This window comes from Streptomyces sp. NPDC033136 (assembly GCF_055578235.1).
On sequence record NZ_JBVIPD010000002.1, the window covers coordinates 37,263 to 58,119 of the forward strand.

Below are 20,857 nucleotides of genomic sequence, written 5' to 3' on the forward strand. Positions count from 1 at the left end.
GCGGTTCAGCCGACGAGCGGGCCGACTTTGCCGGCGAGGCCCTCGCCGGCCGGGAGGCTGCCGGTGAAGACGGTCTTGCCGTCCTTGTCGAGGATCACGTAGACGCTCTGCTGGGTGATCTCGAACTTCTTCCAGATGTCCCCGGCCTCGTCGGCCAGGTTCGGGAAGGTGCCGACCCCTGTGTCGGTGACGAAGTCCTTCATGGCCTGCGGCGTGTCGAGTCCGGCCACCCCGATCACGTGCGCCTTGCCCTGGAACCGGTCGGCGACCTTGGCGGTTTCGGGTCCCTGGGCCTTGCAGGTGGGACACCACGGGGCCCAGAACCACAACACGGTGGGCTTGCCCGCCAGCGTGGCCGCGTCGAACGGCTTGCCGTCCACGGTCGTGCCGGTGAACCGCAGCGTCTCGGGGACCGCCGCGGTACCTGCTCCTGCGGGCGCGGAGGAACCGGAGGCCGTGGGGCCGGACTTCTCTGCGGCACCGCTGGAGGAGGCGGACGTCTCCGCGCCGCAGCCGACGAGGGTGAGGGCGGTGGCGGCCAGCAGGCCGGGGAGGATCAGGCGGGCACGCATGACGGGACGGCTCCTGGTGGTCGGGGTCAGCTGAACTGTAGGCCGGGCGGCGGGCGGTACGGGCTGGGACGGGTGCTTACGGTTCGGTGACGTCGGCCCGCGTGGTCGGCGAGCCGCTCCGGGGCGAGGACGGTGACGCGGCCCCGGGCGAGGCCCTTGGGCGGAACCGTTGCCCGTGAACGGCCCCGGGCCTTGGCCGGCCGGGTGTGCGGAAGCCGAACGGGCGGAATCGAACCCGACAGGGTCCGAAAGCGACCGCGGTCGGCCTGGGCTCAGGCCCGGAGGGCGCGCCGCAGGCGGCGTCCCAGTACCTCGACGGCGAGGCTGACCAGCAACGAGGCCAGCAGGATGCCGGTGACCACGGGGAAGTCGAAGGCCGCGAGACGTTCGCTGAGCAGTCGGCCGAGACCTGCCGCGCCGACGACGCCGACGATGGCGGTGTCGCGTACGCAGATCTCGAACCGGTAGAGCGTGTAGGTGAGCAGGTGGTTCGCGGACGGCGGTCCCATGGACACCACGGCCGACAGCGCACGGGATACGCCGGCGTTGCGCAGGGACTCCCGGGGCCCCAGGTCCATGGTCTCCCAGGCTTCGGCGACCAGTCGGCCGAGGATGCCGCCGGTGTAGAGCCCCAGTGCCAGGGCTCCGGGCAGGACGCCGGGGAAGAGGCCCAGGAGCGCGACGACGGCCCACACGGTCGGGGGGACCGACCGCAGCACCAGGAGCAGCAGCCGGGCGAGCCACCAGACGGCCCGTCGGCCCCAGGACGCCGGGCCGCGCCGGTCGGCGCGCGGGCGGCCGGCCCAGGGGCCCACGAGCAGGGTGATCACGACCGCCACGACCATGGCCAGGACGGCCATGGCCACGGTGTCGAGGGCGGCGCCGGTCAGTACCCGCAGACCGCCCTCGGGGAGTTCGGGAGGCCACAGGTCGCCGAGCAGCCGGCCGGCGAGGTCCTGGGTGCGGGCCGAAGCGAGTCCGGCGAGTGAGAGGCCGGCCCACCACCAGGCGACCGCGATCGCCGGCACCGCCAGGATCAGAGACCAGCGGGTCGAGCGGGACAGGCCACGCGGGGACCGGCCGTCGTCGCGTGAGCGTTCATGTCCGACCGACCAGTCGGCGCAGGTCACCACCGCGACGTCGGAGCGGACTCGGTTGCTCCACAGCTCGACCACCCCCGCGAGCGCCAGCAGTGCCGCGACCAGCGTCCAGACCTCGCCCCAGTTACGCGACTGCAGGCTCACCGTGAGCTCGAATCCCAGCCCTCCGACGCCGGCGACGCCGAGCACGACCGCGGACCGCAGGGCGCACTCGAACCGGTAGAAGGAGTAGGACAGCAGCAGCGGTGCCGTGCCGGGAAGGAGGGCGTAGGCCAGAGCGGAGCAACGCTTGGCGCCGGCGGCGCGCAGCGCACGCAGCGGCGCGTCGGGCACACTGTCGAAGGTCTCCCCGAAGACCTGGGCGCTCTGCGCGCCGAAGGGCAGGGCGAGTGCCAGGACGGCTACGAGCGGGTCGAGGCCGAGCACGCTGACGAAGAGCAGCGCCCACACCAGCTCGTGCACCGAGCGGACGGCCACCAGCGCGCCGCGCAGCACAAGCCGCCCCGCACGTAGGGGCCACGGCAGCGCGCCGCTCCACGCCGCGTCGCTGAGGACCAGCCCGCCGACCAGGCCGATCACCAGTGCCCCGGCCGTCCCGAGCAGCGCCAGGGCCAGCGTCGTCGCCGTCGCCTCCAGGACCACGCCGAGGAAGCCCGGGTCCAGGGAGGGATGCAGCGCGGTCGCCGCGAGGTCGTCGAGCAGAGCCAGACCGCCTCGGTTGACCAGCTCGCCGCCCGACGGGACGGCGCGAGCAAACGCCCAGGCCAGCAGCCCGGCCACCGTCACCAGTGCCGTGAGCCTGCGGAGCAGAATCCGCCGCCCGCTCACGGGCTTTCGCCCCGGCGCGGATACGGCCGACGGGGACGGCGGGGTCGGCGGGGCGTCGAGTTGGAGTGTCATACGAGCTCGTAGAGGTCGTGCAGCGCTTCGTCGGTCGCGTCGCCGGCCGGGAGGTCGAGGACGATCCGGCCCTGGCGCAGGCCCACCACGCGGGTGCAGTGCTCGCGGGCCAATGCCGGCTGGTGCAGACTCACCACGAGCGTTCTCCCGGTCGGTGAGGCGCCGAGCAGGCCGAGAACACGCGCGGCGCGCACCGGATCGAGACTGGATACGGGCTCGTCGGCCACCACCAACTCGGGATCCTGCACCAGGAGCCGGGCGATGGCCACCCGCTGCCGCTCGCCGCCGGACAGGCGCTCGGTGCGTTCGTACAGCGCCCAGCCCAGGTCGACCCGTTCGAGCGCGTCGCGGACCACGTCGAGCGAGTGGGGCCAGACCAGCGAGGCCAGGGCGCGGGGGGTGCTCCACCGGCCGAGCCTGCCCGCGTTGACGTTGTGCACCACCCGGACCTGCTCGATCAGGGCGAGGTCCTGGCTCACCGAGCCGACGCGCCGCTGCAGCAGCCGACGCCGTGGGGCCGTCAGGCGGGCGGAGTTCTCACCGAAGACCTCCACGCTGCCCGTGGTCGGCTCCAGCGACCCGTTGAGCAGAGCCAGGAGCGTGCTCTTGCCGGCGCCGCTGGTGCCGAGCACCGCCACCCGTTCCCCGGCGTGGACGGTGAGGTCCAGCTCGCCCAGGGCCTCGTGCGCGCCGAACCGGCGCCCCGCGCCGCGCAGCCGGATCACCGGCGGAGCGTCACTCACCGGAGCAGGCCCAGGTCTCGGGCCACGTCCTCGATCCGGTCGTAGGCGGAATTCTTCGTGCCTACGAAGGACTTGGCGCCGAAGAGCTCGAGCAACTTCGCGTCCTCGGCGTTCCGGTCGTCCAGACCCAGGAGCAGGTCCAGCACCTTCTTCCTGGTTCCGTCACCGAAGGTCTTGTCGAGATCCGGACGAGCCAGCCAGTGGTAGTCGGCGTAGCCGGGAGTGCGCCACAGCACGACCACCTTGCTCAGGTCGACCTCCTTCGCCGCGACGGCGGCGTCCCAGACCTGCTTGTTGACGGCCCCGGCTTCGAAGCTGCCGCCCGCCACGAGCTCGATCGTGGCGTCGTGGGAGCCCGAGAAGCCTGGCTTCCCCCGCAACTCGCCCTGCTCAAGACCGGCCTGCCGCATGAAGTACTGCGGCATGAGCCGGCCGGAGGTGGAGGTCTCGCTACCGAAGGTGAAGGTGTGTCCGGCGAGGCCGCGCAGCCCGTCCACCTTCTCGAACGGCCGCAGGCCGGCGTCGGAGTGGGCGATGAAGAGGCTGTGGAACTCGGCGTCGATGTCCCGCTGCGCGATGGCCGCGGCACCCGGTACGCGTGCGCGTGCCTGGACGCCGGTCAGCCCGCCCATCCAGGCCAGATGGATGTCGCCGATCTCGAACGCCCGCACCACGGCGGTGTAGTCGGTGACGGGTCGGTAGGCCACCTTCAGGCCGGTCGCGTCGGCGAACCGCTCGGCCACGCCCGGGTAGAGCCGGTTCAACAGCTCGGGGTCCTGGTCGGGAATGGCGGAGATCCCGAGCTGCCGGGTCTCGGACGCGGCCCCGGTCCCGCAGGCGCTGAGCAGGAGGGTCGCTCCGGTGCCGAGGAGCAGCGTACGTCGGGTCATCGATCTCATGGGCATGGGCACTTCCTTGGTGCGGGCGTGGCCGGCCGGCCGGCGGGTGGTGGTCGTCGGTTTCACTCGCGTGGCGGCGCCGGATCCGGGGCACCTGCGACCGTTACGGCGACCAGGGCGACGGACAGCAGGAAGGCCGCCGAGGTCGCGGTGCCGCCGAGGAGCGGGTCGCTGAAGCCGACCTGGGCGAACAGGGACAGTGCGGCCAGCGCGCCGACGACCGCCGCCGCGTGGCTCAGGAGGGCGAACCGGCCGCGGGCGCCCACCAGCAGCAGGACGCCGATCAGCACCAGCACCAGGCTGCCGACGAGGTTGTAGCGGCCGACGCTGATCGCCAGGTCCCAGGCCCGCATGTCGTGGCCACGGGCGGCAACGGGATCGTCTCCGGCCGAGCCCAGTACGGCGAGACCACCGACGACCACCGCGATCGCGCCCCAGACCTGGCCGAGCCTGCGGGCGCAGCCCAGTCCGGATCGCAGCGCGTCGACGGCGAACGCCCGCCCGGCCGAGGAGAACAGGATCGCCGCATGGGCACCGATCATCAGCCAGTAGGCCCACGGCCACTCGTGCGGCGCCGCGGCGACCGAGAGTCCGATGGACAGCGACATGCCCACCCCGAGAACCGCCGCCACCCGCACCCAGGCACCGGTCAGCAGCAGCGCCGCCAGGGCGCTCTCGGCGATCAGCACTCCCCAGCCGAACACCTCGATGCTGGGCAGGACAGCGTGCTCCACGACCCAGCTGTACGGCGGGAACACCGGGTGGCTCACGGCGAAGGCCGTCCACTTGTAGAGCCCTCCCTCGGCGTTCCCGAAGTCCGGGGGAACCTTCCACGACACGTTGTGCAGCCACATCAGGCCGAGCAGCACCCTCAGGAAGGCCGCGCCGCCCGCCTGCCCGCGAGGGACCTCGTCGGTGGCGGGGGCGAAGAGCCACCGGACGGGCGCCATCCGGGACCTCGCGGGCCCGGTCATAGGTGCTTGCATACAAATGCTCCCTCAGGCACAGCGGAAGACCTCACGCCCCGACTGGGCGGCGGCATCCTGGACGGCGAGTGTGTCCCGTACGACGCCGAAGACCTCGGCCAGCGGAAGTGGGGCGTCGGCGATCCGCAGATGCGGGTCGGTGACCGCCACCGGGTGCCACCAGGCGCCGTCCGCGGTGAGCGTCGGCTCCGGCTCCAGAGTGTCGAGGGAGACGTGCACGCCCTGGTCGGCGAAGCCTTCCTGGGCCACCGGCCGGATGACCCGGTCCGGCAGAGCGATCCCGGCTTCGTCGAGCCGCCGGTGCAGCGCGTCCACACCCTTCGGGTCCTCGTCGTAGAGCGTGGCGGCCACCCGCACCCGGAACCCCAGCGAACGGGCCAGCGTGATCCCGTCGAGCGCCCGCGACCACGAGCCCGCACCTCGCTGTCGGTCGTGCAGCTCGGACGTGGCCGAATCGAGGCTGATCTGGAGCACCACGTCGCGGTCCAGGTTCTCCAGGGTGTCCCGGCGGGTACCCCTGGCGAAGATCATTCCGTTGGTCAGGATGGTGCGCTCCATTCCTGCCGCCGCCGCGATCAGGGCCCCGAGGTCAGGGTGCATGAACGGCTCGCCGCCGGTGAAGAACACCTCCCCGCCGCCCTGGTCCGCGAACTCCTCGAACACCGCGGCGGCCACAGCCGGGTCGAAACGCCGGGCCGCGGCTTTGGGTGAGGACTCGGCGCAGCAGTATCCGCAGGCGAGGTTGCAGTCGAAGTTGGTGTAGAGCCACAGCCTGCGGCCCACCGGCGTCCGCTCGCCCCGGGTGAAGACCGTGACCGCCTCGGCGGACCTGCCCGCCTTGCTCACGGCGAACCACCACGGGCCCTGGGCCGACTCGGCGACCTCGGAGACGACGTCATGTCCGACCAGGTCGGCCCAGGCAGGGAGATCGGTGACGACACTCGCCTCCGCGCTGCGCACACCGAGCAGTTGCCCGGGTTCCAGCCGCCTCATCGCTCGTGTGATCAGCAGCAGCAGACCGCTGCCGCAGTCCATGTCACCGCCGTCGACCAGCGCCTGGACCTCGCCGAGCGGAGTCGCGTCCGGACCGGGTTGTGTTCGTTCGACCATGGCGGTCACCGTAGCCACGACCGGGCACGGCAAGGAGGAGATCGATCCTTACGGAATCATGACGCCACCTCCCACGGCACCTCCCGGCACTGCCGAGCCCGACCCACCGGGACTACCGTCACCGCCATGACGGACAACGGCATCTGGCGCCCCGACGACGCAACGACCCGGACGGAGTTCTGGGAAGGGGTCCACGACGGCAAGAACATCGACGGCGTCTCCTGGTGGCAGTCGGTCCCGGAACTCTCCCTGGGGCTGGTCGACAAGGCCGGACTCGGCCTCGACGAGCCCGTCATCGACGTGGGTGCCGGCTGGTCGACGCTGGTGGACCACCTCGTCGAACGCGGCTACCGCGACCTGTCGGCGGTCGACCTGTCGACCACCGCCCTGCAGACCGTCCGCGACCGGCTCGGTCCGGCGGGCGCGGACGTCGTCCTCACCGTGGCCGACGTCCTCGACCTGCGCATGGGACGCCAGTACGCACTGTGGCACGACCGGGCCGTCTACCACTTCCTCACCGAGCCGGACGAACGCGCCGACTACCTCGCCTCGTTGGAACGCTCCCTGCGACCGGGCGGATGGCTCGTCGTGGCGACGTTCGGCCCGGACGGCCCGACCACGTGCAGCGGCCTCCCGATCGTGCGCTACACCCACGCCGAACTCGCCGCACAGTTCCCCGGCTACCAACTCGTCGACACCGCTGGCGAGGACCACCTCACCCCGTGGGGCACCTCCCAGCAGTTCACCGCGCTGCTGATGCGACGCCTCTGAGCCGCTTCCGTGCGACCACATCGGCCACGAAGACCACTACGACGGCCAGGCCGAGCAAGTGGCCGATCACCCTGACCCTACTGAGGAGCCGGTCCTCACCCGCACCGGCGGACACGGAGGCCGGCTCGCGTGCCTCCGTGAACCGCGCGACAGCCACCGGGCAGACACGCCAATACCCAAGGAACTCGGCACATTACCGGGTTCCTTGCAGGAAGCCCCGGCGTTCACGCTGGGGATGAATGCATCTCAAGGCTGCTCTGACGTGCACTTCAGGGCGGACGTTTTTGCTGCTCGATGTATTGACGGACGATCGCCAACGGCGCTCCGCCGCACGACGCGGAGAAGTACGAGGGCGACCACAGGTGTCCGTGCATGATGGCGCGGTTGATCCTGCCGGTGAACTCCTGCTGTATCCGGCGGGCGGAGACGCCCTTGAGGCTGTTGACCAGCTTGGAGACGGCGACCTTCGGCGGGTAGTGCACCAGGAGGTGGACGTGATCGCGTTCGCCGTTGAACACTCCGCGCCGGTACTTCGTCACAAAGACCAAATGTACGTGCATCGCCGAAACCACGTGTCTGCCGCGCCTGTAGTCGTTCCCTCCATCCATGAGACCAATCGTAGTAGGATCCTGCTCATGCAGCTCCGCTACAACTACCGGGCCTACCCGGACGCCTCCCAGCGCCGTGCGCTGGCGAGGGCGTTCGGGTGCGCCCGCGTGGTGTGGAACGACTGCCTGCGCGACCGCAAGGAAGCACGCGCGGCGGGGATGCCGTACGTGAAATCGGCCGAGCTGTCCCGGCTCCGCATCACCCAGGCCAAGCGCACCGAGGAACGCGCCTGGCTCGCCGACGTATCGGCGGTCGTCCTGCAACAGTCCCTGCGAGACCTCGATGCTCACGAGCCTCGCTCACCGCCTCGCTGAAGAGCAGCAGAACATGCCAGGCCTCACGTCTGCGGGGCTCGGTGGGGCGCATGCGCTCCGCGATCTGCACGCTGTGCTCGACGAGCAGCTTCCGCAGGCTCTCCTCCAGGTCGCTGGCCGCCGAGCGGTACTGTCCCGCCAGGTCGGCCAGGCCGCGGCGTGAAAGCACGGCAGCGTCGAGGTTCAGCTCGCAAAACAGGGACAGCTTTCCGCTGAAACGGCCAGCACGCGCTTTGAGCAGGCCCTGGACGCCCTCGGAGACGATGGCGTTGCGCCGCAGCGTGCGCAGCCGCGCTTCTGTGGGCCGGTCCGTCGGCGTGTAGGCGCTGAGCACGTCGTGCCACTCCACGAGTGCCACGGACAGCAGGGGCTTCGGTGCGTTCGACCATCTCCCATCCGTTGAAACGACGCCTCGGTATTCAGAGTAGGACGGAACGGCCCGTCAGTGGCAATCGGCCCACGGTCCGGGATGCCTCCCGCCAGGCCGTGCAGCCGCCGGCCTGTGCGTCGCCCTGCTCGTCTGGTCCGTCACCGGTGGCCGCCGTGGCGGTGACGCGCGCCTGGTCGTGCAGTGCCATCACCGTGACGGCGATCGAGGGGTGTGCTCGGAGTGCGCGACGGTGCTGATGGAGATGGAACCGAACAGGCGGCTTCGGCTCCCGGATAGCTGGAGCTACCGGAAGCTTTCGCCGGATGCGACGTTCGAAGCGGCCGTATGCCCAGCTCATGGGGTGGCCGATCGGGGGTGAAGGGGAACGCGGAAACGGCGAAGTTCCAGTGATCGCCGTCGCCGCAGACCACCGCCGCCTGCGCCCGCGAGTCCCGGGCCGCCACAGTCCCGGTCATGACAGATCCGATGACTGGGTTATCAGGTCGCACCCCTCGCGCAGCTCGTCAAACGCGACCCGCACGGCACCGAGCCCGATCATGGCAGGGGCGCGGTACGTGCCGCTGAAGATCGTCCTGCTTGTGTGATTCGTCGCAGGTGGGGTGGTAGGGCAGCGCAGAGAGGTTGTGCTTGCCGCAAACCTCATCCATGCAGGTGAGGGTCTGTCTGGGGGGTGCAGGGTACTCGCGCGGCTGGTGATCGCCCCGGCATGATGGCCTGCCGTGCTGCTGCGACTGGCCTGTCTGGGTGTGACGAACGTGTTCGCCCTGCTGTGCCTGCTGCCGATAAGCGACCATGGCAAGGACGCCGACACCCTCGCTCTACGCCATCAGATCGGGGCACTGGAGCGCCAACTCGACGGCCAGAGAGTGCAGTTCACCCCGGGCGATCGCGCGTTCCTGGCAGCACTGCTGCGCCGGTTGCCGACGGAGGTGCTGTAAGGGGTGCGGCTGCTGGTGCGGCCGGACACGGCCCCGCGTAGAACGCGGTGTCCGAAACGTCCGGCGGTGATCGTCGCCGGGAACGGTCCGGGACGGGGCCGGGAGGCAGGCGTACGCCGATCGGGCGTCGGGCCGTCGGCCCCGTGCCCCGACTCAGAGGTGCCGTGGCGGTCCGAGCAGCGGGGTGCGCACCGGGGCGGCGAGTCCGACGAACACGACCATCTCGTGGCCGCCGGGGTTGGTCTGCACGGGCACGTTCCGCCAGTTGTTGGCCAGCCAGACGTTGCCGGAGGGGTCGATCTGGACGGCGGTGTTGCGTTCCAGTCCGTCGCTTGTGTACCCGGTGTCGGCCGGTGAGATGGGGTCGCCCGTGCGGAGTCCGGGCGGGCAGGCGGACGTGCGGGCGCCGCACAGGTTGGCCAGGCGGTGGCCGCCGAAGTTCGCCACCCAGACGGTGTCGTTGCCGTCGACGGCGATCCCCCAGGGCAGGAACAGGCCGTCGTTGACGAACGGCTTGGCGGGGGTGGTGCCGTCGGCACGGACCATCGTGACGGAGGCGTCGACGTGCCGGGTGACGATGTCCTTGATCGCTTCGGCGACCATGGCGGGTGTGGTGCCCTCACAGGGTGCGACCACTGCGCCTCCGTTGGCGACCCAGACGTTGCCCAGGCTGTCGGAGGCGACGCCCATGGGGCGTTTGATGCCGCCGCCGGTGATCGAGCGCAGGGGCCTGCCCTGGGGGGACAGCAGTGTCACGTTGTTGCTTCCGTTGCCGGTCACCCAGGCTCGTCCCCGGGTGTCGACCGTGACGCCGAACGGCTTGATCAGGCTGTCGCCGGCGGGTGTGATGTTCCTGGCCCGCCGCGGGTTCCCCTCGGGGATCCGGGTCACGCTTCTGCCGCCGCAGTTGGCGATCCAGATGTTGCCATCGCGGTCCGACGCGGTGCCCTGCGGCTGGACGATGTCGCCCTGTCGCCAGCCCTGGGGTGGTGAGAGGGGCCGGCCGTCGGCGGTGAACTCCGAGACACTGCGGTACAGGCGGCTGGCGTCGAGCGGGCAGCCGGTGCCCTGGAAGCCGAAGTTGGCCGCCCAGACACGGCCTCGGGGGTCGATGCTGGTGCCGAAACCCACGCCGTAGAGTCCACCGCCGCGGTAGGGGGCGCCGGGGACGTCCCGGCCGGTCGGAGTGAGCCGGGACAGGATGCGCGACCCGCAGACGGACTGCCGGGGATCGGCATTGAACGCGTAGTTGTTGCCGATCCAGGCCGTGCCCTCCGCGTCGAACGCGACGTTGCCCGGCCCGTCCAGCTCGTGTCCGTTGCCCACATAGCGCAGGGCGAGGGTCCAGGCGTCGGGGGGCGTCGTCAGCCTGGGCCGGTAGATGGTGCGGCCGTCGGCCAGCGCGAAGAGTTCGGCGACATGGTTGCCGGGCAACCGGGCGATGTCCGCGACGGCCTGGAAGGTCTCCCGGGGCGCGGGTGCCCCGGGCCTCCCGGCCAGGCCGAACAGCATGCCGCAGGTCTCGCCCGCCGTGCAGCCGGACAGGATGTCGGCCAGCGTGTTGAAGGCACGCAGCGTGGACGTCTGGTTGCCGTTGGGGGCGGTGGCAAGCACCGTGGCCGGCGCGCCGTTGGTGATGTCGGCCAGGTTGTGGGAGACGGCCGCGGCGTTCTGCAGCCCGGGGCTGCGGCCGGCCACCTCCCCTCCGCGGGTGAACTGCGCCATCGCGAAACCCGCCGCGACCGTGGTGCGCTCGTTGAGCACCACTTTCCCGGTACGGCGGCCGGCGCCGAGCATCGCGACCAGCCGGACCGGCCGCACGCGGTGCACGGCCCGAGGGGGCGCGTGGCCGGCCGGTCCGGTGTCCGCGGTCAGGTACAGCACGGCGTCCGGGGCGTCCGGGTCACGGTAGGAGAGGCCGAAGCGGCCTTGGGCGTCACTGCGTGTGCGGGCCAGCACACGGGCGCCGGCACCGGGATGGTCCCCGGCCTGGAGCAGTGTGACCTCGCCAGCGGCGATGGGCCGGCTGCCACTGCGCACGACACCGCGCTGATCCAGCGTGCCGTGTCCGGGTGGCGATCCACCGGTGGTCTGCGGGTAAGAAGCCCCCATCGCAAGGCAAGCCAGGACAGCCGTGAGCACAGCGGCTCTGCGACGATGCACAAGAACTCCATCTCTCGGGCAGGAGCAGGATGCCGCCGGGCGCCCCATCGGCATGGCCTCAGTGCCTCGGCGATACGGTTCACGGTGTCAGTGGCGCGGCGCGGACGAGGCCATCCACCATCACGTGGCGTCAGCACCACCCCTTCAGGTGATGGGACGGGACCGGACGGCCCTGGCGCCGCGCACTGCGGTGATCGTTGAAGTGGTGGACGGCGCGGCCGCGGCTGACAGGGGCCCGGTCACCGCTCCCAGGAGCTGACCGCGAGTGTGCCGACAGACGAGTACGGCGATCATCGGCGAGAGCGCCCGGAAGCGCAGCGTAGTGCTCCACCGTGAGGTTTCGCGGGGCCGGCGCAGCCCGGGGCCGTCGCGGCCACGACGCAATCCGGCGGCGGTGCGGCCATCAGATCGTCACAGAACGCCGTGCCGCACATCCCGCCGACACTCAGTCGCCGACCACTCCGGCGTCGATGTGCCGACCGCGTGAGGTGTCCACCACGACGGGGATGCCGTCCGGGATCCGTCCCTCGAGCCGGTCGAGCAGAGACCCCACCGGCGGGAGGTCTCCAGGGCTGCGGACGTGGACGTACATCGTCCGGGAAGCCGCGTCGACACTCGTGACGGACGCGCCCGGCACGTCGGCGAGCCACTGCTCCGCCGCGACCTTGGTCCGACCGGTCCAGGTGTCGACCAGGAGCGTGACCACGGTGTTGGCCGTCAGCGGAACGAACACGACGACGAACAGCACGACCATGGCGGCATACGTCCTGCGGGCGGGCCGTCCGGCTGCCTTGTCGGCCTCCGCGCCGTAGCCGAGCGAGGCGAAGACCACCATGCCCCCGAAGACCAGGGCGAAGAGGTTCGACACGAACAGCACCAACGCCCCCAGTGCCAGCCATCCCGACAGCTGTCCCAGGCACACCCCCGCCACTACCAGGGGCGGGACGAGGGAGATGGCGATCGCCACCCCGGGCAGCACGGCGGCGACGTCCCGGCGGGCCAGTGCCACTGCGCCGGCGAGGCCGGTGGCCAGGGCGGCGATCAGGTCCATCAGGCCCGGCGACGTCCGCGAGGAGATCTGGCTGTTGGACAGCAGGTCGTAGTCGCTGGGGAGGGCCACCGACATGACCATGCCGACCGCGATCACCAGCAGGCACGCGAGGAGAACGACGACGGCCGATCCGGTGCGGCGGCGCTGCACCGAGCCGAGGGCGATGCCCATGATCGGTGTGGACAGCGGCGCGATGATCATCGCGCCGATCACGGTCGCCGTGGAGTCCGTGAGTACCCCGCCGGACGCGATGACCGACGACAGTGTCAGCATCGTCCAGAAGGCCGAACGCTTGGACGTAGTGTCTCCGGACGACAGGTCCAGGTCCTCGGTCAGCTCGTCCAGCGAGCGGCGCTGGGAGGCCGGCAGGACACGGGCGCGGACTTTGCCGATCATGTCCCCAAACAACCACGACAAGCCGGTTCCGGCGGGCAGGACACAGGCATACGCCTGCACGAGTCCGCCTCCGGCCCGGCGGCCGGCGGAGGATCACCCCCTGGGCCCGCGGCAACCCGGCGCCGGCGATGTTGCCGCCGTCATCGAACGCCGTGAGCTCCGCAGAGCCCATCGGCGCTCGGTAGGTGACCTTCCGCTGCGGACCGGAGCCTTCCGCCACGGCGGTCAGTATCTGACAGCGCTCGGATGGCCTTTCGGGGCCGGGATCACGCGCTGGTTTCGCTGCGGCAGTCTTCTGGGGCTCACGTCGGTACGCCCGGGATGAAGGCACAGGCGTACTGCCCGGGCAGGTGAGGCACTGCGTGGCCGGGCGGCTCGAGGGGCTTCGCCCGTTCAGTGCGGGGCTTCGGCGCCGCCGCCGTGGCGGACCCGTTCCAGGACTTGCTCGTGCAGAGCCGCCAGGCCCTCCGGCGGCACGGGGACGGGGCTGCCGGTGAGGACGTACCACTCGTCTGCGTCGGTGTACTGGACGGCGATGTGGGCGCGTCCGTCGTCAAGGAGACGGGTGGCGACGGTGAGGTCGCCAGTGATGATGCCGACCTCATCCGTCATCGCGCCGCCCGGCCCGGCCTTCACCGTGCTGACGAGCTGCTCCGGCTGCGGGGTGAGGGGCCCCGAAGATCCCGGACAGGGACCCAATAGGGTTGTCCTGTAAGGAATCGAGGGAAGAAGCAAGTGGCACGTCCAAGTCCGTACTCGCCGGAGTTCCGTGAAGAAGCGGTCCAGTTGGCGTTGAAATCCAGCAAGCCGATCGCCCATGTTGCCCGGGAACTCAACGTGAATCCCGAGACTCTCCGCACCTGGGTGCGCCCAGGGCCCCGGCGTTTGCCTGACTCGTCCGGTTTGATCATGTGATGCCGTAGAGGGTGAGGACGCGGAGGCGGTCGGTGTGGGCTCGGCGTCCGGCGGCGGTGTTGACGTATCCGGCGAGCTTGAGTGCGCTGCGGATTAGGTCGCGGACGGCAGCGAGTACGGCGGGCGCGTTGTGGGTTCTGACCTGGGACTTGTCTTCTCCGAAGACAGCATCTCGGACCCAGTGGACGGTGTTTTCCACCGTCCAGTGCCCGCGAGCTCAAGACGCGATCTCGGCCGCGTTCGCTTCTTCGGCGGTCAGGTCCGTGATGGCGTAGACGGTCTCGCTGGACCACTTCTTCGCTCCGTAGAGGCGGCGACGGCGCTGGATCCGCAGGACCTGGGCCGCGTACGGAAAGAGCAGGCCCGCGACGGTGACGACCTGGACGATCCGTTGCTCGTGGCGGCCGTGCCCTCGCGTGTCGTCGCGGTGGATCACGGGGATGTTTTTCCAGGGCAGGGCATGGAGTTGGCGGGCCTGGCCCCGCTGGTTGTTCTTGATGGTCAGCAGGTAGTGGGCGCTGCGTTCGTGCAGGTAGGTGGCGTGGTCCCGTTGGGCGTGGAGGGCATCGGCGGTGACGACGGTCCCCGCGAGATCTGTGTCGTCGATCTGGTCGAGCAGGGGTGCGAACTCGGGGATTTCGTTGGTCTTCGCGCCGATCTCGCGCGAGGCGAGCGTGACGCCGTCGCCGTGGCGGACCGCGGACAGCACGAAGGCCCGGCTGCAGTCCGGTCGCTTCGCGCCACGCAGGCACTTGCCGTCCACCGTGATCGCCCGGCGCCTGGACCTCACTGGCTCGGCGCGGGTGGCCATCCGATGGGCCCGGCGCTGTTCACGCTCGATTCCGCCGTCGGGCATCACCGGATCCGGCCGAGGGGGCTGCGTGGACAGCAGGGGCCGGAGGTAGTCGTAGCCGGCCGCGCTGATCTCACCGGGATCCAGACGCCCCAGGACGCTGCGCAGGGTCTTCTCACTCGGGACTCGGTAGCGGCCCAGCAACGGGTGATAGGACAGGCCAAAGGCGGCAAGCTCCCGCGGCGTCGCACGCCGGCACCACTCCGCCGCCGCGGTGATCGAGTCGTGGCCCGCCGCAGTCATCGCGCAGACCACCAGGGCCAGCAGCGAGGAGATCCGGTAACGCACCCCGCAAGCCCCTCGCGGGTCGGTGACCGACTCGAACTCGGCGACCAGACAACGGACTTGGATATGTGCGGCAGCCTCGCCGAGGGCCTCCAGGCGGGGTGCGTGAGGCGCGAGAACAGCGACAGGAGATGATGGAGGGACGAACACGGCACCTTCGTGGATCTTGAAGCGTAGAGAACTCCATGATCCACAGGTGCCGTGTTCACCTGCTTCCGGGGCCCGCTGCCGCGATCAACCACTCCAAGCCGGGGCGAGCCGGGCACACGCCGGGGCCCTGAGCTGCCTCTCCGGATGGGGCGCGAAGCGGAGGATGACCAGCCGGTCTTCACCGGTGGCGGTCACGCGCAGGGTTGTGTTGTGCATGTCGCCGCCGAGTTCGGGCGATCTACTGCCGCGTCTTCGGTACAAACGCACAGGTCATCGCCGCCGTACGCCGGAGGAGGACGTGCCAGACGAGGAAGTGGCCACGGTGAAGGCGGTCACCGCAGGGTGACTGGATCAGCCGCCTGGTTGACGGTCAAGGTATCGAGATCCTGGGCAACTTGGAGTCCGAGCTCCTCCACCTGCGGTACCGGGCTCGCGATCGTGGGGGTGTCGTGAGTCGGCGAGAACGACGTGTCCGCGTAACGGAGCGGCAGCGTGCAACAGGAGATTCTGGTGCCCACCAAGAGGACCCATTTTGCCAGGTGAGACGGGTTGCCGCTGATCCGCGGTGCACGTTGACTCCACGAGCGCAGCAGTTTCGGTCCTCAACAGCCGGTCAGGAAAGAGGGGGCAATGGGCCTACCTGGAGGAGATGGCCTCGCGCTCATTCTCCCCACGGCCCGTTCTGGGCCGACCGACACACGTAAACACCGAGGTCAGATATGGAATTCACGACTCGTCCCACGCTGAAAGGTACTTTCGGCATGGTCTCCTCCACTCACTGGCTCGCCTCGCAGTCGGCGATGGCCGTGCTGGAGGACGGCGGCAACGCCTGCGACGCCGCCCTGGCGGGCGCCTTCGTGCTGCATGTCGTCGAGCCGCACCTCAACGGGCCCGCCGGGGAGGTGCCGATCCTGCTCGCCCCGGCCGGGGGCGAGGTGCGGGTGCTGTGCGGGCAGGGCGTCGCGCCGGCGGGGGCGACGGCCGCGCACTACCGGCGTCTCGGACTGGACCTCGTCCCCGGTACGGGGCCGCTCGCCGCCGCGGTGCCGGGTGCGTTCGACGCGTGGATGGTGCTCCTGCGCGACCACGGGACCAAGTCCCTCGACGATGTGCTGAATTACGCCATCGGGTACGCCGAACACGGGCACGCGCCCGTGGAGCGCGTCGGCGAGACCGTCGAGACCGTGCGCGGGCTGTTCGAGACGGAATGGGCCTCGTCGGCGGAGGTCTACCTGCCCGACGGGAAGGCACCGCGTCCCGGCGTCCTGTTCCGCAACCCCGCGCTCGCCGCCACCTGGAAACGCCTGCTCGCCGAGACCGCCGGGGCCGGCGGCCGGGAAGCGCGGATCGAGGCCGCACGGCAGGTGTGGCGCACCGGATTCATCGCCGAGGCCCTGGTGCGGCAGGCCGGGCGCCCCACCCTGGACACCAGCGGCGACCACCACACCGGCACCCTCACGGCCGCCGATCTCGCCGCCTGGTCCGCGACCTACGAGACACCGGCGACGTACGACTGGAACGGCTGGACCGTGTGCAAGCCCGGCCCCTGGAGCCAGGGCCCGGTCCTGCTCCAGCAGCTCGCCCTGCTCCCGCCCGGCCTGCCCCCGTACGGCTCGGCCGACTACGTCCACCTGCTGATCGAGAACTGCAAGCTCGCCATGGCCGACCGGGAGGCCTGGTACGGCGACGCGGCCGACGTGCCGCTCGACGACCTGCTGTCCGACGGGTACAATACGGCCCGCCGCGCCCTCGTCGGCGAGCGGGCCGAGTACGATCTGCGGCCCGGCAGCCCCGGCGGCCGCACCCCGCGCCTGTGCGCGCACGCGCGTGTGGCGGCCGCCGCCCAGGAGGGCTTCCACGGCCTCGGCGCCGGTGAACCGACCGTCGCCAAGAGCCCGGCGTCCCCCGTGCCCGGCGAGCCGGAAATACTCGCCGACGGGACCACCCGGGGCGACACCTGCCACCTCGACGTCGTCGACCGCTGGGGCACCATGGTCTCGGCGACACCCAGCGGCGGCTGGCTCCAGTCCAACCCCGTCGTGCCGGAACTGGGCTTCCCGCTCGGCACCCGGCTCCAGATGGCCTGGCTGGAGGAGGGCCTGCCGGCCTCCCTCACCCCCGGCCGCCGCCCCCGCACCACCCTGACGCCCTCGATCGCCCTGCGCGAGGGCATACCCGTCCTGGCGTTCGGCACCCCCGGCGGGGACCAGCAGGACCAGTGGCAGCTGCACTTCTTCCTCGCGGTCGCGCTGCGCGACCGAGTGCGCGGGGGCCTGGACCTCCAGGGCGCGATCGACGCACCGAACTGGCACAACGACAGCTTCCCCGGCTCCTTCTATCCGCGCGGCATGCGCCCGGGCAGCGTCACCGTGGAATCGCGCACGGACCCGGCCGTCGTCGCGGAGCTGCGGCGGCGCGGCCACCAGGTGACCGTCGGCGGCCCCTGGTCGGAGGGCCGGCTGTGCGCCGTCGCGCGGGACCCGGAGACGGGCGTGCTGTCGGCGGCGGCGAACCCGCGCGGCATGCAGGGCTACGCCGTCGGCCGGTGATCCCGGGGGCCGCTGTTCATCGCGATGCCGTCCGCCGTGCACCCGCGGGGTGGGGATTGTCAGCGGCGCGTGTTGTGATGGTGGGGTGATCGACAGCAACGAAACCATCGAAGAGTTTCTCGCACAACACGCCTCCGATGTCGAGGAGGCGATCCGCAAGGCCGCCGCCGGCGAGATCATGCCGCGCTGGCGCCGGCTCGCCACGCACGAGGTGGACCAGAAGAGCGGTCCGCACGACCTGGTGACCGACGCCGACCGCAAGGCCGAGCTGTACCTGACCGAGGCGCTGGTCGCGCTGCTGCCCGGCTCGGTCGTGGTCGGCGAGGAGGCGGTGCACGCCAACCCGGCGTCCTACGAGGCGATACACGGCGACGCCCCGGTCTGGATCGTCGACCCGGTCGACGGGACCCGGCCGTTCGTGCGCGGCGAGGCCGGGTTCTGCACCCTGGTGGCGCTGGCGCTGCGCGGCACCCTGCTCGCGTCCTGGACCTACGCGCCCGCCCGCGACCGGCTCGCCACCGCCCTGCGCGGCAAGGGCGCCTACCTCGACGGGGAGCGGCTGTTCGCCGGTGTGCCCGAGCCCGGCCGGGACCTGCGCGTCGCCACCTCGCACCCGGACTACACGACGGACGAACAGAAGCACGCCCTGCTCGGCCTGCGCACCGAGGGTGTGGCACCACGCGCGTGCGGCTCGGCCGGACTGGAGTACCTCGCCATCGCACAAGGCGAGTCCGACGCCATCGCCTTCTCCTGGGAAGCCGCCTGGGACCACGCGGCCGGTCTGCTCCTGGTCGAGGAGGCGGGCGGCGCCCACCTGACCCGCGCGGGCGAGCCGTACCGCATCACGGGCGGCAACGCCCTGCCCTTCACCGCGGCCCGCGACGCGGCCACGGCCCGGAGGGTGGCCGGGCTGCTGGCGGGCGGGGCGTGACCGCCGGAGCCCTCGCTTGCCGCACACGGGCGATCACACACCGTATGCATCCACTGTGTACACGCCCGGATTCCAGCCGCCGCAAACCGGCCTTCCGCACCGGAAATCCCCCACGGCCGGTGACTGTCAGTCCCCGGGCCTATCCTGATCCTCAGTGGCCGTCGGCTGACGAAGGGGTCCGAAGGTGCCGTCGATGCTCGATGTCGTCGTAGTGGGTGCGGGGCCGAACGGACTGACCGCGGCCGTGGAACTGGCCCGCCGCGGATTCTCCGTCGCCGTCTTCGAAGCACGGTCCACCGTGGGCGGCGGCGCCCGCACCGAGGAGCTCACCCTCCCCGGCTTCCGGCACGACCCGTGCTCAGCGGCCCACCCCCTCGGCATCAACTCACCGGCGTTCCGCGCCCTGCCGCTGGAGCGCTACGGCCTGGAGTGGCTGCACGCGGAGCTGCCCATGGCGCATCCCTTCCCGGACGGCACGGCGGCCGTGCTGTCGAGGTCGGTCGGCGAGACGGCCGCCTCCTTCGGTCCGCGCGACGCCGGTGCGTACCGCAGGCTCGTCCAGCCCTTCCTGCCGAAGTGGGACACCCTGGCCCGGGACTTCATGTCCCTGCCGCTCACGGCGCTGCCCCGCGACCCGGTCACCCTCGCCCGCTTCGGCCTCGTCGGCCTGCCCCCGTCGACGCTGCTGATGCGCCGCTTCCGCGACGAACGGGCCAGGGCGCTGTTCGCCGGGCTCGTCGCCCATGTCATGGCACCGCTCGGAGGATTCGCCACCAGCGCCATCGGCCTGGTCTTCGCCCTCGCGGCGCACGCCCGCGGCTGGCCCGTCGCCCGCGGCGGCTCCCAGGCCATCTCCGACGCCCTCGCCGCCCACCTGCGCGACCTCGGCGGCAGCGTCCACACCGACTACGAGGTCAAACGCCTCGACGACTTGCCACCGGCCCGGGCGTACGTCTTCGACACCTCACCCACCGCCCTGGCGCGCATCGCCGGCTTCGGCGACCACTACGCCAACTACCGTTACGGGCCCGGCGTCTTCAAAATCGACTACGCGCTGGACGGCCCCGTGCCGTGGACCGCCAAGGAGGCCCGCGCCGCCGGCACGGTGCAGATCGGCGCGAGCAGCGCGGAGATCGGCACGGCGCTGCGCGCGGCGTCCCGGGAGGGCCGGGCCCCCGACGTCCCGTTCCTGATCACGGTGCAGCCGAGCATCGTCGACCCGACCCGGGCCCCGGAGGGCCGGCACGTCTTCTGGGCGTACGGACATGTCCCGCACGGCTGGACCGGCGACCTCACCGACGCCATCGAGCGTCAACTGGAGCGGTTCGCCCCGGGGTTCCGCGACCGCGTCCTGGCCCGCGCCACGGCCGGACCGCCCGAACTCGCCGCCCGCAACGCCAACTACATCGGCGGCGACATCGCCTCCGGCGCGGTCTCCGGCGTCCAGCTCCTGCTGCGTCCGAAGCTCACCCCGTTCCCGTACCACACCCCTCATCCAGCCGTGTTCATCTGTTCGTCGGCGACCCCACCGGGTCCCGGTGTGCACGGCATGTCGGGGCACAACGCCGCGAAGGCCGTCTGGAAGCGACTGAGGCAGACATGACCACCATCGAACTCGTCCAGGGCGACATCACCCGCGAGCGCGTCGACGCGATCGTCAACGCGGCCAACTCCTCGCTGCTGGGCGGGGGAGGTGTCGACGGAGCGATCCACCGCCGTGGCGGCCCCGCCATCCTGGAGGACTGCCGCAAGCTGCGCGCCTCGTCCTACGGCAAGGGCCTGCCCACCGGCCGGGCGGTCGCCACGACCGCCGGTGACCTGGACGCCCGCTGGGTGATCCACACCGTCGGACCGCGTTTTGCCCACGAGGAGGACCGGTCGGAGCTGCTGGCTTCGTGCTACCGGGAGTCGTTGAGGCTGGCGGACGAGCTGGGTGCCCGTACGGTCGCCTTTCCGGCGGTCTCCGCGGGAATCTACGGATGGCCGATGGAGGACGCGGCGCGGATCGCGGTGGAGACGGTGCGCGCGACGAAGACGTCGCTCGAGGAGGTCAGGTTCGTCCTCTTCGACCAGCGGGCCTACGAGGCGTTCGTCCGGCAGGTCCGCTGACGATGATCATGGCCCGCTCACCCCACGCCTGAGGCGTGCGGTCGCTCCTCCCCAAGCGCTCCCCGGCCGCGCGGATACTCCCCGGCGATCGAGGTCGGCCTGGCCGCCCGGTGCCCTCCGCT

At 71.2% G+C, this 20,857-nt stretch carries 18 protein-coding genes and 2 pseudogenes; 8 read left to right on the forward strand and 12 right to left on the reverse strand.

Annotated elements, in window-relative coordinates; genetic code table 11:
* Positions 1 to 5: 5 nt before the first annotated feature.
* The 6 genes from ACZ5TL_RS03315 to ACZ5TL_RS03340 all read right to left on the reverse strand — a co-directional run bounded on the left by ACZ5TL_RS03315 (position 6) and on the right by ACZ5TL_RS03340 (position 6,310).
* Positions 6 to 572 (reverse strand): redoxin domain-containing protein, encoded by a 567-nt coding sequence (locus ACZ5TL_RS03315; protein WP_468587165.1) that lies wholly within the window; start codon positions 570 to 572, stop codon positions 6 to 8.
* A 272-nt stretch (positions 573 to 844) separates the two neighbouring features.
* On the reverse strand, positions 845 to 2,572 hold the full coding sequence (locus ACZ5TL_RS03320) for a PhnE/PtxC family ABC transporter permease (RefSeq protein WP_468587167.1): 1,728 nt from the start codon (positions 2,570 to 2,572) through the stop codon (positions 845 to 847).
* On the reverse strand, positions 2,569 to 3,315 hold the full coding sequence (locus ACZ5TL_RS03325) for a phosphonate ABC transporter ATP-binding protein (protein ID WP_468587169.1): 747 nt from the start codon (positions 3,313 to 3,315) through the stop codon (positions 2,569 to 2,571). Before ACZ5TL_RS03325 ends, ACZ5TL_RS03320 begins: the two co-directional genes overlap by 4 nt.
* Positions 3,312 to 4,205 (reverse strand): putative selenate ABC transporter substrate-binding protein, encoded by an 894-nt coding sequence (locus ACZ5TL_RS03330; protein WP_468587172.1) that lies wholly within the window; start codon positions 4,203 to 4,205, stop codon positions 3,312 to 3,314. Before ACZ5TL_RS03330 ends, ACZ5TL_RS03325 begins: the two co-directional genes overlap by 4 nt.
* A gap of 71 nt (positions 4,206 to 4,276) precedes the next feature.
* A complete protein-coding gene (locus ACZ5TL_RS03335) occupies positions 4,277 to 5,188 on the reverse strand; it encodes an Rv1678 family membrane protein (RefSeq protein WP_468587174.1) in 912 nt (303 codons plus the stop codon).
* Between the two features lie 24 nt (positions 5,189 to 5,212).
* Entirely contained in the window at positions 5,213 to 6,310 is a 1,098-nt protein-coding gene (locus ACZ5TL_RS03340; RefSeq protein WP_468587176.1) for a radical SAM protein, read from the reverse strand.
* Positions 6,311 to 6,436: 126 nt separating this feature from the next.
* On the opposite strand from ACZ5TL_RS03340, the gene ACZ5TL_RS03345 reads away from it, so the two are divergent.
* The gene (locus tag ACZ5TL_RS03345; protein WP_468587178.1) at positions 6,437 to 7,081 is read left to right on the forward strand and encodes a class I SAM-dependent methyltransferase; all 645 of its coding nucleotides are present in this window, start codon (positions 6,437 to 6,439) and stop codon (positions 7,079 to 7,081) included.
* A gap of 269 nt (positions 7,082 to 7,350) precedes the next feature.
* On the opposite strand, the gene tnpA is transcribed toward ACZ5TL_RS03345, so the two are convergent.
* Positions 7,351 to 7,689, reverse strand: a complete 339-nt coding sequence (gene tnpA, locus ACZ5TL_RS03350; protein WP_468587180.1) for an IS200/IS605 family transposase — start codon at positions 7,687 to 7,689, stop codon at positions 7,351 to 7,353.
* Positions 7,690 to 7,716: 27 nt separating this feature from the next.
* On the opposite strand from tnpA, the pseudogene ACZ5TL_RS03355 reads away from it, so the two are divergent.
* A pseudogene (locus ACZ5TL_RS03355) lies at positions 7,717 to 7,974 on the forward strand (helix-turn-helix domain-containing protein); the annotation flags it as partial.
* Positions 7,975 to 8,423: 449 nt separating this feature from the next.
* On the opposite strand, the gene ACZ5TL_RS03360 reads toward ACZ5TL_RS03355, so the two are convergent.
* Positions 8,424 to 8,582, reverse strand: coding sequence for a hypothetical protein (locus ACZ5TL_RS03360; RefSeq protein WP_468587182.1), 159 nt, complete (start codon positions 8,580 to 8,582; stop codon positions 8,424 to 8,426).
* 532 nt (positions 8,583 to 9,114) lie between these two features.
* On the opposite strand from ACZ5TL_RS03360, the gene ACZ5TL_RS03365 reads away from it, so the two are divergent.
* A complete protein-coding gene (locus ACZ5TL_RS03365) occupies positions 9,115 to 9,333 on the forward strand; it encodes a hypothetical protein (RefSeq protein WP_468587184.1) in 219 nt (72 codons plus the stop codon).
* Positions 9,334 to 9,486: 153 nt separating this feature from the next.
* Here ACZ5TL_RS03365 and ACZ5TL_RS03370 read toward each other — a convergent pair whose 3' ends face one another.
* The 3 genes from ACZ5TL_RS03370 to ACZ5TL_RS03380 form a co-directional block, all read right to left on the reverse strand.
* Complete coding sequence (locus ACZ5TL_RS03370; RefSeq protein ID WP_468587186.1) at positions 9,487 to 11,445, reverse strand: NHL repeat-containing protein; 1,959 nt, start codon at positions 11,443 to 11,445, stop codon at positions 9,487 to 9,489.
* 496 nt (positions 11,446 to 11,941) lie between these two features.
* On the reverse strand, positions 11,942 to 12,943 hold the full coding sequence (locus ACZ5TL_RS03375) for a TIGR00341 family protein (protein WP_468587188.1): 1,002 nt from the start codon (positions 12,941 to 12,943) through the stop codon (positions 11,942 to 11,944).
* A 393-nt stretch (positions 12,944 to 13,336) separates the two neighbouring features.
* On the reverse strand, positions 13,337 to 13,555 hold the full coding sequence (locus ACZ5TL_RS03380) for a hypothetical protein (protein WP_468587190.1): 219 nt from the start codon (positions 13,553 to 13,555) through the stop codon (positions 13,337 to 13,339).
* Positions 13,556 to 13,678: 123 nt separating this feature from the next.
* Between ACZ5TL_RS03380 and ACZ5TL_RS03385 the strand changes: the two genes are divergently transcribed.
* Complete coding sequence (locus ACZ5TL_RS03385; RefSeq protein WP_468587192.1) at positions 13,679 to 13,858, forward strand: transposase; 180 nt, start codon at positions 13,679 to 13,681, stop codon at positions 13,856 to 13,858.
* Here the strand turns inward: ACZ5TL_RS03385 and ACZ5TL_RS03390 are convergent.
* Positions 13,851 to 15,146, reverse strand: a pseudogene (locus tag ACZ5TL_RS03390) (ISAs1 family transposase). The gene ACZ5TL_RS03385 and the pseudogene ACZ5TL_RS03390 overlap by 8 nt on opposite strands.
* A 719-nt stretch (positions 15,147 to 15,865) precedes the next feature.
* Here ACZ5TL_RS03390 and ACZ5TL_RS03395 point away from each other — a divergent pair.
* From ACZ5TL_RS03395 to ACZ5TL_RS03410, 4 genes are all read left to right on the forward strand, one after another.
* Positions 15,866 to 17,695, forward strand: coding sequence for a gamma-glutamyltransferase family protein (locus tag ACZ5TL_RS03395; RefSeq protein ID WP_468587194.1), 1,830 nt, complete (start codon positions 15,866 to 15,868; stop codon positions 17,693 to 17,695).
* An 85-nt stretch (positions 17,696 to 17,780) separates the two neighbouring features.
* Positions 17,781 to 18,626: an inositol monophosphatase family protein gene (locus ACZ5TL_RS03400; protein WP_468587196.1), complete on the forward strand. Its 846-nt coding sequence runs from the start codon at positions 17,781 to 17,783 to the stop codon at positions 18,624 to 18,626.
* Positions 18,627 to 18,819: 193 nt separating this feature from the next.
* Positions 18,820 to 20,229 (forward strand): phytoene desaturase family protein, encoded by a 1,410-nt coding sequence (locus ACZ5TL_RS03405; protein WP_468587198.1) that lies wholly within the window; start codon positions 18,820 to 18,822, stop codon positions 20,227 to 20,229.
* Positions 20,226 to 20,735, forward strand: coding sequence for an O-acetyl-ADP-ribose deacetylase (locus ACZ5TL_RS03410; protein WP_468587200.1), 510 nt, complete (start codon positions 20,226 to 20,228; stop codon positions 20,733 to 20,735). Before ACZ5TL_RS03405 ends, ACZ5TL_RS03410 begins: the two co-directional genes overlap by 4 nt.
* Positions 20,736 to 20,857 lie beyond the last annotated feature (122 nt).